20 protein-coding genes are annotated in these 9,300 nt (G+C 70.7%); 18 read left to right on the top strand and 2 right to left on the bottom strand.

Features of this window, described 5'->3' with window-relative positions; translation table 11 throughout:
* Positions 1–227: 227 nt before the first annotated feature.
* Complete coding sequence (locus AB0K34_RS14265) at positions 228–1,028, bottom strand: SAM-dependent methyltransferase (RefSeq protein ID WP_138640197.1); 801 nt, start codon at positions 1,026–1,028, stop codon at positions 228–230.
* A gap of 100 nt (positions 1,029–1,128) precedes the next feature.
* On the opposite strand from AB0K34_RS14265, the gene AB0K34_RS14260 reads away from it, so the two are divergent.
* The 7 genes from AB0K34_RS14260 (at position 1,129) to AB0K34_RS14230 (ending at position 5,314) form a co-directional block, all read left to right on the top strand.
* Complete coding sequence (locus AB0K34_RS14260; protein ID WP_138640196.1) at positions 1,129–2,721, top strand: PP2C family protein-serine/threonine phosphatase; 1,593 nt, start codon at positions 1,129–1,131, stop codon at positions 2,719–2,721.
* Between the two features lie 190 nt (positions 2,722–2,911).
* Entirely contained in the window at positions 2,912–3,118 is a 207-nt protein-coding gene (locus AB0K34_RS14255; RefSeq protein ID WP_364548535.1) for a hypothetical protein, read from the top strand.
* Positions 3,119–3,206: 88 nt separating this feature from the next.
* Positions 3,207–3,866, top strand: coding sequence for a hypothetical protein (locus tag AB0K34_RS14250; protein WP_364548532.1), 660 nt, complete (start codon positions 3,207–3,209; stop codon positions 3,864–3,866).
* A 16-nt stretch (positions 3,867–3,882) separates the two neighbouring features.
* Positions 3,883–4,260: a hypothetical protein gene (locus AB0K34_RS14245; protein WP_364548529.1), complete on the top strand. Its 378-nt coding sequence runs from the start codon at positions 3,883–3,885 to the stop codon at positions 4,258–4,260.
* A 6-nt stretch (positions 4,261–4,266) separates the two neighbouring features.
* Positions 4,267–4,515, top strand: coding sequence for a hypothetical protein (locus AB0K34_RS14240; RefSeq protein ID WP_364548526.1), 249 nt, complete (start codon positions 4,267–4,269; stop codon positions 4,513–4,515).
* Positions 4,512–4,970 (top strand): hypothetical protein, encoded by a 459-nt coding sequence (locus AB0K34_RS14235; protein WP_364548524.1) that lies wholly within the window; start codon positions 4,512–4,514, stop codon positions 4,968–4,970. The genes AB0K34_RS14240 and AB0K34_RS14235 overlap by 4 nt, the downstream gene beginning before the upstream one ends.
* Positions 4,967–5,314, top strand: a complete 348-nt coding sequence (locus tag AB0K34_RS14230; RefSeq protein ID WP_364548521.1) for a hypothetical protein — start codon at positions 4,967–4,969, stop codon at positions 5,312–5,314. The genes AB0K34_RS14235 and AB0K34_RS14230 overlap by 4 nt, the downstream gene beginning before the upstream one ends.
* 164 nt (positions 5,315–5,478) lie before the next feature.
* On the opposite strand, the gene AB0K34_RS14225 is transcribed toward AB0K34_RS14230, so the two are convergent.
* Positions 5,479–5,811 (bottom strand): GIY-YIG nuclease family protein, encoded by a 333-nt coding sequence (locus AB0K34_RS14225; RefSeq protein WP_364548518.1) that lies wholly within the window; start codon positions 5,809–5,811, stop codon positions 5,479–5,481.
* Between the two features lie 373 nt (positions 5,812–6,184).
* Between AB0K34_RS14225 and AB0K34_RS14220 the strand changes: the two genes are divergently transcribed.
* The 11 genes from AB0K34_RS14220 to AB0K34_RS14170 all read left to right on the top strand — a co-directional run bounded on the left by AB0K34_RS14220 (position 6,185) and on the right by AB0K34_RS14170 (position 9,297).
* Complete coding sequence (locus AB0K34_RS14220) at positions 6,185–6,391, top strand: hypothetical protein (protein ID WP_364548515.1); 207 nt, start codon at positions 6,185–6,187, stop codon at positions 6,389–6,391.
* 13 nt (positions 6,392–6,404) lie between these two features.
* Entirely contained in the window at positions 6,405–6,647 is a 243-nt protein-coding gene (locus tag AB0K34_RS14215; protein ID WP_364548512.1) for a hypothetical protein, read from the top strand.
* Between the two features lie 23 nt (positions 6,648–6,670).
* Positions 6,671–6,868, top strand: a complete 198-nt coding sequence (locus tag AB0K34_RS14210; RefSeq protein ID WP_364548510.1) for a hypothetical protein — start codon at positions 6,671–6,673, stop codon at positions 6,866–6,868.
* Between the two features lie 38 nt (positions 6,869–6,906).
* On the top strand, positions 6,907–7,317 hold the full coding sequence (locus AB0K34_RS14205) for a hypothetical protein (RefSeq protein WP_364548507.1): 411 nt from the start codon (positions 6,907–6,909) through the stop codon (positions 7,315–7,317).
* A 51-nt stretch (positions 7,318–7,368) separates the two neighbouring features.
* Positions 7,369–7,626 carry a hypothetical protein gene (locus tag AB0K34_RS14200; RefSeq protein ID WP_364548504.1) on the top strand — a complete coding sequence of 86 codons (258 nt, stop codon included), beginning with the start codon at positions 7,369–7,371 and terminating at the stop codon, positions 7,624–7,626.
* 169 nt (positions 7,627–7,795) lie between these two features.
* A complete protein-coding gene (locus AB0K34_RS14195) occupies positions 7,796–7,948 on the top strand; it encodes a hypothetical protein (RefSeq protein ID WP_364548502.1) in 153 nt (50 codons plus the stop codon).
* A 4-nt stretch (positions 7,949–7,952) separates the two neighbouring features.
* Complete coding sequence (locus AB0K34_RS14190; protein WP_364548499.1) at positions 7,953–8,150, top strand: hypothetical protein; 198 nt, start codon at positions 7,953–7,955, stop codon at positions 8,148–8,150.
* A complete protein-coding gene (locus AB0K34_RS14185) occupies positions 8,143–8,541 on the top strand; it encodes a hypothetical protein (RefSeq protein WP_364548497.1) in 399 nt (132 codons plus the stop codon). Before AB0K34_RS14190 ends, AB0K34_RS14185 begins: the two co-directional genes overlap by 8 nt.
* Positions 8,534–8,707: a hypothetical protein gene (locus tag AB0K34_RS14180; protein ID WP_364548494.1), complete on the top strand. Its 174-nt coding sequence runs from the start codon at positions 8,534–8,536 to the stop codon at positions 8,705–8,707. Before AB0K34_RS14185 ends, AB0K34_RS14180 begins: the two co-directional genes overlap by 8 nt.
* Before the next feature lies 1 nt (position 8,708).
* Positions 8,709–8,963 carry a hypothetical protein gene (locus AB0K34_RS14175; protein ID WP_364548491.1) on the top strand — a complete coding sequence of 85 codons (255 nt, stop codon included), beginning with the start codon at positions 8,709–8,711 and terminating at the stop codon, positions 8,961–8,963.
* Entirely contained in the window at positions 8,950–9,297 is a 348-nt protein-coding gene (locus tag AB0K34_RS14170; RefSeq protein WP_364548488.1) for a hypothetical protein, read from the top strand. Before AB0K34_RS14175 ends, AB0K34_RS14170 begins: the two co-directional genes overlap by 14 nt.
* Positions 9,298–9,300 lie beyond the last annotated feature (3 nt).

Genomic DNA, 9,300 nt, shown 5'->3' with positions numbered 1-9,300 from the left:
GCGCCCGGCCCCGCCGCCCGCGAAGAAGCCCGAGCAGGCGTCCCCGCAGCCGGCGCACACCGCGCCGCGCGCGGTGAAGGCGCCGCCGCGCCGCCGCGACCCGCTGGACACCTCGCTCGTCCTGGTCGTCCTCGCGGTCGTGATCAGCGCCGGCACCGCGATCGCCTTCGCCCGCTGAGACGCGCCCGCGAACGGGCGGCGCGCGCCGGGCCCGGCGGAGCGGGGCGTCAGGGGAGGCGGCCGACTCCGCCGTAGACCAGGAACCGCTCGGGGTCGTCGACGGTCTCGCCCTCGTCCGGGCGCCACAGCGGCACGTACACCAGGCCGGGGTCGAGCAGCTCCCAGCCGTCGAAGAACCGCAGGATCTCCGCGTGCGAGCGGGCGACCGCCGGGGAGCTGGCCCGGTCGTAGAGCTTGCCGATCGCGGCGGTCTTGCCCGGCTGCGCCTCATGGGTGAGGTGCGAGACCACCAGGTGGCTGCCGGGGGCGGCGGCGTCGCGGAACGCCGCGACGATCCCGCCCGGGTCCTCCTCGGGCTTGACCAGGTGCAGGGCCGCCACCAGCAGGAACGCCACCGGCTCGGACGGGTCGACCAGCCGCTTCAGCTCCGGGTCGGCGAGGATGTCGGCCGGGCGCCGCATGTCGGCCTGCAGGATCGCGGTCTGGTCGTTGCCCGCCAGGATCGCGCGGCTGTGCGCGACGGCGACGTCGTCGTTGTCGACGTACACCACCCGCGCGTCCGGGTTCACGCTCTGCGCGACCTCGTGCACGTTGCCCTGCGTCGGGATGCCCGAGCCGATGTCGACGAACTGCGCCACGCCCGAGGCGGCCAGCGTGCGGACCGCGCGCCGCAGGAACGCCCGGTTCGCCCGCGCCAGCTCCCGGGCCTGCGGCTCCACCCGCAGCAGCCCCGTCGCCAGATCACGATCTGACGCGAAATTGTAGGCTCCGCCGAGCAGGAAGTCATAGACCCGTGCGACGCTTGGCCTTCGACTGTCGACCTCGGGTGGGATCCACTCGGAGTCCATGCATCGTCTCCCTAATGACCGAGGGGTGGCCGTCGCGGGGCGGACTCAGCGTAACCCGAGCCGCTCCGCCGAGCGCCCGCAACCGGGACAGCGAGGACCGATGTCCGAACAGCCCGCACGACCGGAGCCGGTGACCGTCCTGCTCGCCCCCGACGGCAGGGTCACCGGGTGGAGCGAGGGCGCCGCGCGCCTGTTCGCCCGCGGCGCGGGCGAGGCGGTCGGCGCCGCGCTGCCCGGCCTGCTCGGCCGGCCCGGGGCCGCCGAGCCGCTCGCCGCCGCGCTGAAGCTGGCCGCCTCCGGCCACCCGTGGTCCGGGGTGCTGCCGCTGTCGGGCGACGGCGTCTCGGTCACCTGCGCCCCGATCGTGTGCGCGGACGGCGGCACCGCCGCCGTGCTGACGGTGTCGCCGCCCTGGGCCGACGGGCTGGAACTGCTCAACGAGGCGGGCCGCCGCATCGGCTCCACCCTCGACCTGCACCGCACCGCCCGCGAGATCGTCGCCGTGACCGTCCCCCGGTTCGCCGACGCCGGCGCCATCTACGTGCTGGAGCGGCTCCTCGCCGACGACGACCAGCCCGCCGCGGAGGCCGACGGCTCGGCGGTCGTGCGGCGCCTCGCGGTCGCGTTCGCCGAGGACGACCCGCGCGAGTGGGCCCGCGAGTTCCCCGTCAACGAGGTCATCGTCTACCCGCCGTCCACCCCCTACGCCCGCTGCCTCACCACCGGCGGCATGGTCGAGTTCGGCGGCGACGCCATCCAGGACACGATGGCGCTGCGCACCGGCCGCGTCATCGACGGGCTGCTGGACCACGTGTCGCTGCTGGCGGTGCCGCTGGTGGCGCGGGGCCGGGCGCTGGGGTTCGCGGTGTTCAGCCGCAAGCGCGGCCGGCTGCCGTTCGCCGCCGCCGACACCGCGCTCGCCGCCGAGCTCGCCGGGCGCGCCGCGACCTGCGTCGACAACGCCTGCCAGTACCGGCGCGAGCACCGCACCGCCACCGCGCTGAAGGCCGGGCTGCTGCCCGCCGGGATCACCGTCCCGCCCGGCCTGGAGATCGCGCACCGCTACCGGCCGGCGCGCAGCGGCGTCGGCGGCGACTGGTACGACGTGGTCCCGCTGCCCGGCGACAAGGTCGCGGTCGTGATCGGCGACTCGGTCGGGCACGGCGTCACCGCCGCCGCCGCGATGGGGCAGCTGCGGGTCGCCGCGCACACCCTGGCCGGCTGCGAGTTCCCGCCCGCCGAGGTGCTGGAGCGGCTCGACTCCATCGCCCAGGACCTGGACGCCGCGCAGTTCGCGACGTGCCTGTGCATGGTGTGCGACCCGGCGACGCTGCGCTGCGAGGTGGCGTGCGCGGGGCATCCGCCGCCGCTGCTGGCGCTGCCCGACGGGACGGCGCGGCGGTTCGCGTTCCCGCACGGGCTGCCGCTCGGCGTGTCCGACCCCGACCACCCGCCCGCCTACGAGCAGCTGGCGGCCGAGATCCCGGCGGGCGCCACCCTGGCGTTCTACACCGACGGGCTGGTGGAGAGCCGCATGCGCAACATCGACGAGGGCATCGCCCGGCTGGCGTCGGCGCTGGTCGCCTCCCGGTCCGCGTCGCTGGAGGACACCGCCGACGGCGTCCTGGCCCTGCTGTCCGACCAGCAGGGCCACGACGACATCGCGCTGCTCCTGATCCGCCCCGCGTCCTGACCCCGGAGGCGCGGCCCCGCCCTACAGGCCGGGGATCTCGTGGTTGCGGAACGCGTCGACGAACATTACTTCGTCAGCGTTTTCGGGCGGAGTCTCCGTGTCGTCATCCTCCATCAGCGTCACCCAGCCGTGTGGCCGTTGAGGTCATGGCTCGGATCGCGACCGAATACGCCGAGGATGCAGACCCCTCATGACCATTGGAGACCTCATGATCGACCCGGACCTGGCCGCCGAGTGGGAGCTCGACAACGCGCTGGACGCGGACCACGACGACCCGTTCGCTGGGGACGACCCGCCGGCGGACTGGCAGCCGGAGTCGCTGCCGGGCGAGGACTCGGCGGTGGTCGCTGACGCCCGCCGCACCGAGATCCCGTTCGTCAGCGAGTCCCCGTTCTGATGGCCGCGAGGGCGCGCGCGCAGGCCGTGGCTATGGCTGCCGCCTGCTGGACCCTACTCATCCCCCTCGCCGCCTACAGGGGGATCCTGTGACGACCCGCATCTGCTTCCTTGACCTCGAAACCACCGGGCTCGACCCTGACCGGCACGAGCCCTGGGAGATCGGTGTTATCGCCCGCGGCCACTACGCCGACGACCGTGAGTTCCTGTGGCGGGTCAGGCCGGACCTGACCAAGGCCGACCCGAACAGCCTGCGTATCGGCCGGTACTACGAGCGGACCGCTGAGCACGAGTCCGCGACGCTGGCCGCCGCGAACCTCGCAGCAGCCGAATCCAAGCTGAAGTGGTCGTCGCCGGAGGCGGTCGCTGTCGTCCTCGCCCGGCTGTTGGACGGTGCGCACATCGTCGGCGCGGTGCCGTCATTCGACGCGGGGTTCCTGCGGCGCTGGCTGCCCCGGTACGGGCAGGCGTTCACCGCCCACTACCACCTGATCGACGTCGAGGCCCTCGCGGTCGGATACGCGCACGGTGTGGTTCGACGCGCCACCGACCAGCTCACCGCGAGCGGCGAACCGCACGACGCGCTCGCGAAGATTCCGGACATGGTCGCGTCACTGCCGTGGAACTCCAACACCCTGTCGCGTTCCGTCGGCGTCGACCCTGACCAGTTCGACCGGCACACCGCGCTCGGGGATGCCCGGTGGGTCCGCGCCCAGTGGGACGCCATCACCGGAGGCGGCAATGGCTAGGGAGCGAACCAGGGTCGTGCGATGCGCCGAGATCGGCTGCCACGAGACCACCTTCTACACGTACACAAGCCAGCGCGAGTACGCCGAGATCATGCAGGAGCAGCAGCGGCGCCCGTTCAAGTGCACCAGGCATCGTGACCCCGGTCAGGTACTGCGTCCCGACAATCGGGAGCGGACGCATGTGCTGGTCGCCCGGCGCCTTCCTTCCCGATCGTCACACGCACGCGCGGGTGGAGCCGAGTGGCTCCCTGGCCTGTTCTGGGTGGAGGAAGGCAAGGAGAGCGGTAGCGGGTTCGCATTCGGGCCGGGCTTCAAGACGCACGCCTCAGACTTCCCCGAGGGGACACGCCTGGTTGTGACCGCACACGTCGAACTGCCCGACTCGGAGGACTGACCTGCCGTGGCGTCGCTGCTGATCATCCGTCGTGGTCGAGACGTCATCGGCCAGTGCGACGAGCTCTGCTACGACGCCAAACACTCCAAGTGCGTGTGCCGTGCGTGCGGCGGCTCCAACCACGGCATCGGCTACGAGGCCGCCGTGGAGAACACTCGCCGGCTGGTCGCCGAGTGGGACCAGCCGGGCGAGATCGAGCTCGCCGACGCCGTCCAGAACCTCACCCTCTTCCCACTCCCCCAGGAGACGCCATGATGAGACCCGCAGCGGCGCTTGTTTCCGCGGCCCGGGAACGGCTGACCAACCGGTACCCGCGCGATGCGCGCCCCTCCGGCCTGTCCACGCTGAAGTGGTCGCGTGTCGGGTTCGAGTCCGAGTTGTCGGAGGCGATCTCCACAGGCGATAACCGGCGCGAGTGGACGCACCCGGCCCTCGGCCTCCGCGACGACGCGCCCGGCCCGCTCACAGCGGAAGACATCACCGACGCCCTCGCATTGTCGGCGTACGCGACATACGACCGGCTCAAAGCCGAACGGAACCTGATCGACATGGCTCGGCGCCGCGGGGTGTCGTGGCTGCGGATCGCCCGCGCCCTCGCGCTGCCAGACGGTCGGGCGGCGCAACGACACCACCAGATGCTGGTGAAGCTGGTCGGCTCGGACAACTGGTACTTGGACGCCCCTGGGCAGCCGCGTGGGGAGGCGTCATGAGCGGCAGTCTTCTCGGCCCGGTCACTGACGCGGACCTACGTCGGTGGCAGCGGCGCCGCTACGACCTGCTCGGCGACCTCCTCGACCTCGCCGACCAGCACGGGCTGCCGGTGCTGTCGTGGCGGGTCGGTGACCACGCCCTCGTCGGCGAAGCCCACCAGCCCGACCACGCCGTCCGCCGACGCGCATGGGAGTCGTGGGTGGTCGCGCTCGGGCTGGACCGGTGGGCGCCGTCCACCTCCGCGACCGGGCGGACGCACCTGCACGCCGTCACCCGGAACTGGCAGGACCGGGGCGTGGACGTGGCTGTGATCGCGGACGTGTGGGAGGAGCCCACCGATTGATGAGCCTGCCGCCGGGCGTCAACGCCGGCCCCTCGCCCCGTAGACCACGACCTTGGTGGGGCATCGACCGAAGGGGCCGCGAAGGCCAGAGAGGGCACCGCATGAGGGTGCCCGGTGACCTGTTCAAACTCCGTGTGGAAGCGGGGGCCTGCGCCCGGCGGCATCTACTCCTGTGGGTAGCCGTCCTGCGAGCGTGCCCACGCCCATGCCTCGCGCTCGTCAGGCGTGAGTTTCTTGTTGCAGATCATGGAGTGGCGTGGCGTGTGGCAGGTGTTGTAGCGGGGGGCCTCGGCCTTGATGGCTTGCTTCTCCGCTGCCTCAGCTTGGGCGCGTTCGGCGAAGGGGGTGAGTTCGTGTTTGGCCACCTCGTGCCACCACCTTCGCTCCCTGGCGTGGTACTTCCACCTCTGCGCAGGGTTGCGCGTGACACCGACGTACAGGAGATCGCCCGCCACATCGAAGAGGCGATAGAGGTATGCGGGGCCTGGATGCCTCACTTCTCAGCCTCCCCTACCTCCGCGATCTCCTCTCGGCTTGGCCGGTCAGGGAGCTTGGCGCCGGGACGGCGGAGATACCAGCGGATGAAGTCCCGGAGCACAGAGGGGGCTCGACGGCCGGCCACGGCTCTCAGGTCGTCCCAGTCCTCCTGGGGGATGCGGACGTGCTGAAGCGGAGTCTGGCCGGTACGGGGACGCCCCACAGAGTCTCCTTGACCTCGCGGTTTCTGTGAGTACAGGAGCATAGCGGCCTCCTCTAGAGATGATCGGTTTCTGTTCTAACAAATATAGCACTGAACCCCTTGCGCCAAGCAGCGTGGACGGGTAGTTTCTGTACTAACAGAAACGCGGCCATGAAGGGGCGCCAGACGACATGGACGAGCTCACCACCATCACCCACGGACAGACCGGCTACACGGTCGCCAACGGGTGGGGCGACACCCTCGCCGCCGACGTCGACCGGCTCGGCGCGCTCCGCGCCCTGTTCCACCGCGGCTTCACCCCCGAGGGCGCGGTGGCGGCCGTCAACGGTGCCGTCCGCCTCGGCACCATCACCGTCGCCGGCCTCGTCGCCGACTGACTAGGAGGACCTTATGGCCACCCCCCGCCCGATCCAGGGGCGCATCGGCGACCACGGCTCCTGGCGGGTCGTGCACTGCCGCCCGGGCCGGTTCTTCTGCTCGGTCGAGCAGTGCACCACCCACGCCCGGTGGAAGGGCCTTGTCGGGGCCGAAGACTTCAACGCTGGCCGCACCTGCGACGAGCACTGGCCGAACCTCGTGCGGGTTGTGAAGGACATCGCCGACGGTTGGCTGCCGGCTCCTGCCCGCTACTGACCCCGAAGGAAGGACGTACTGCCATGCCCTCCGGCGAGGACACGACCGGATATCAGGCACGTATGCGCTTCGAGTACCAGTGCGCTAACGACGAGCTCCGCCGCCTCCAGGCCGACCTGGACCAGGCACATGGGGTGTCGGAGGTGGAGTACGAGGAGCGGCAGCGGAAGGTCACCGCCCAGCTCCGTCTGGTTGCCGAGATCAGCGAGTGCCTGCGCTAACCCACTGCGCATACCAGCAGGAGAGGACACCGGACGGCATGGATGAGCTCACCCGGATCACCCACGGCGACACCGTGACCGCCCTGCCCGACCCGGCCGACGTTCAGGTCGCCACCAGTGCCCCCGAGGTTGAGGAGTACCGGGCCGCGTGGCGGCGCGCCCGTGACACCCGCCGGGTGATGGACCGGAAGCGCGAACACCTGGACCGCATCCGCGCCGTCGCCAAGCGCGGCACGCCCCGGCAGACCCAGATCCTCGACCGTGTGCGGAAGGAGTACCGGGCCGCCGCCGACGCGGCATTCGAGGCCGACACCGAACTTCAGGAGGCGAAGAAGGCCGCCGAGCAGGCCGCGCCGGAGGTGTTCGAGCGGCTGCGGATGAGCGCCGCCTCGTACACGCGGCGGCTCCGCCCCGAGTACAAGACCTACCGCCACCTCCTGCGCAGCTAACCACCACCAACCCCCTCTACCGCCCACCAATCCGCAACCACGGGAGTTCACATGCTGACCATCGACCACGGCTCCGCGTCCACCCGCGACGAGCACGGCAGGTTCACCGCCCAGTTCACCCTCACCTACGAGAAGACCCGCGGGGACGGTGAGCACGTGCAGGTGAAGCGGCAGCTCACCGAGCGCGGCATCAACACGGTCGGCCCGGTGGTCAGCCGGAAGGCGGACCGCGAGGAGGCGTGGAACATCCGCGTCACCGACGCCGCCGGCGTGGACGTGACGCAGGAGTTCGCCTGCTTCCGGGACTGACTGCCTGTCCCGCCCTGGAACCCCCGGGATCCAGGGCGGGGCAGGACGCCAGACCGGCAAGGAAGGAAGGAACCCTACTCGTTCGATGGACACCACGGTGTGGACTTCGCGCGCCGGGACGACCTGGTCGCGGTCCGCCGCTACATCGAGACCGGTAAGGAGTGAGTCCGTGGCTGACAGCGTGAGCAATGAGGAGATCGCTGCCCTGCAGATTCTGCTGGGGCAGGACGCGCCGCCGCCCTCGTTCCAGGAGCTTCGCCGCACATGGCCGAAGTTCAAGGAGGCGTTCGGTGAGAGCACCCCCGAGACCACCGAGGAGTGAACCGATGGCGAAGATGACGCCCGAGGAGCTGCAGCGGGACCGGATCGTGTCCTCCTACCTGCGTGCCCAGGCCGCGCTCGACACGGCAGCCCGAGCGATCAAGGCGCCGCTGCCCCACAATCCGGGCACGGTCCAGGTGCTGAAGACGGCGCAGAAGGAGTTGGACTGGTACCTGAGCGAACTGGAGAAGGCCGGTGGCTGACAGGGCCAGCATCGTTGACATCGTCGGACCGGTCGCCATCGGCGAGTTCGACAACGCCAAGGACCACTACAAGCCCGGCCTCATCGAGTGGGCTAGCAAGCTTCCCACGCTCAGCGACCAGGCGTTCCTCACCGAGTGCACCCGCGCGATCTACGAGTCGGCGCTCGTCTCCCGGTTCCGCGGGAACTGGGAGCACGAGCACTTCAAGGCGTCCGCCTGCTACACCGACGCCAAGCGCCGACACGCTGCGGCGGGACACTCCCCCGAATGCAATGCGAGCACTCTGTACGGGCGGGCGCACGCACTGGCGATGCGGTCCGCAGGACACACTCCCCGCCCGCTCACCGGCTGCACCTGCGGGCGGGAGTCCGAGGAGAAGCCCAGTGGCTGACAGCAACGACATGCCCGCAGTCTCGCCTGAGACGGCACGCCGGATGGCCAACCTGATCGGCCTGTTCGAGCTCGCCGCGAGCATGGGCGACGACCTGACCGAAGGCGAGGCGCGCGTCGTTCTCGACGCGGAGCGGGCCGCGCACGGGACCGCGGAGGAGGTGTGACATGCCGTTGAAGGAAGGTGACGCGGTGGTCGTCGTCGAGCACGACGAAGCCACCAAAACCCCGCTCGCAGGAGGACGCCGCCACCCCGGCCGCGTCGTCAAGACGGAAGGCATCTACATCCAGGTCGGCTACGAGGACCGGTCCCTCAACGGTGGCCGCACCGACGTGTTCTACCGGGACTCGCTGTGGCGGGCGTGGGACGGCGCCATGAGGTGGCGACTGACCGTCGAGGAGGACAGTCATGTCCGCACCTGACCTTCGTGTCGGCGATGAGGTGCGCGTGTTCGATCAGAACGGGCGACGCATGGGGCAGCCAGACGCCGGCTGGCCCGGCACCGTCACAAAGATCGGCCGGCTGCTCGTGACCATCGAGTACCGGGGCAAGTCCGCCCAGTTCCGGTTGGACACCCAGGTCGTCAACGACGGCTACGGCCACCGCTACTTCAAGACGCTCCAGCAGGCGGCGCGACACCAGCGCCTTGGGCGGGCGCTGTACACGCTGCATGAGCACCAGATCAGGCTTGCGGTCGGGCATCGCCTGACGCTGGAGCAAATAGAGGCACTCGCCGACGTGGCCCGCAAGTTCTAACTT

The sequence above is a fragment of the Actinomadura sp. NPDC049382 genome (assembly GCF_040677125.1).
GTDB classification, from domain to species: Bacteria; Actinomycetota; Actinomycetes; order Streptosporangiales; family Streptosporangiaceae; genus Spirillospora; species Spirillospora geliboluensis.
This window is presented reverse-complemented; position numbering and strand designations above follow the sequence as displayed.

What these genes read in the sequence shown, in the direction of transcription:
- AB0K34_RS14265 (WP_138640197.1), bottom strand. Translation starts at nt 1,028, where the DNA reads ATGGACTCCGAGTGGATCCCACCCGAGGTCGACAGTCGAAGGCCAAGC.
- AB0K34_RS14260 (WP_138640196.1), top strand. Translation starts at nt 1,129, where the DNA reads ATGTCCGAACAGCCCGCACGACCGGAGCCGGTGACCGTCCTGCTCGCC.
- AB0K34_RS14255 (WP_364548535.1), top strand. Translation starts at nt 2,912, where the DNA reads ATGACCATTGGAGACCTCATGATCGACCCGGACCTGGCCGCCGAGTGG.
- AB0K34_RS14235 (WP_364548524.1), top strand. Translation starts at nt 4,512, where the DNA reads ATGATGAGACCCGCAGCGGCGCTTGTTTCCGCGGCCCGGGAACGGCTG.
- AB0K34_RS14230 (WP_364548521.1), top strand. Translation starts at nt 4,967, where the DNA reads ATGAGCGGCAGTCTTCTCGGCCCGGTCACTGACGCGGACCTACGTCGG.
- AB0K34_RS14220 (WP_364548515.1), top strand. Translation starts at nt 6,185, where the DNA reads ATGGACGAGCTCACCACCATCACCCACGGACAGACCGGCTACACGGTC.
- AB0K34_RS14215 (WP_364548512.1), top strand. Translation starts at nt 6,405, where the DNA reads ATGGCCACCCCCCGCCCGATCCAGGGGCGCATCGGCGACCACGGCTCC.
- AB0K34_RS14210 (WP_364548510.1), top strand. Translation starts at nt 6,671, where the DNA reads ATGCCCTCCGGCGAGGACACGACCGGATATCAGGCACGTATGCGCTTC.
- AB0K34_RS14205 (WP_364548507.1), top strand. Translation starts at nt 6,907, where the DNA reads ATGGATGAGCTCACCCGGATCACCCACGGCGACACCGTGACCGCCCTG.
- AB0K34_RS14200 (WP_364548504.1), top strand. Translation starts at nt 7,369, where the DNA reads ATGCTGACCATCGACCACGGCTCCGCGTCCACCCGCGACGAGCACGGC.
- AB0K34_RS14190 (WP_364548499.1), top strand. Translation starts at nt 7,953, where the DNA reads ATGGCGAAGATGACGCCCGAGGAGCTGCAGCGGGACCGGATCGTGTCC.
- AB0K34_RS14175 (WP_364548491.1), top strand. Translation starts at nt 8,709, where the DNA reads ATGCCGTTGAAGGAAGGTGACGCGGTGGTCGTCGTCGAGCACGACGAA.
- AB0K34_RS14170 (WP_364548488.1), top strand. Translation starts at nt 8,950, where the DNA reads ATGTCCGCACCTGACCTTCGTGTCGGCGATGAGGTGCGCGTGTTCGAT.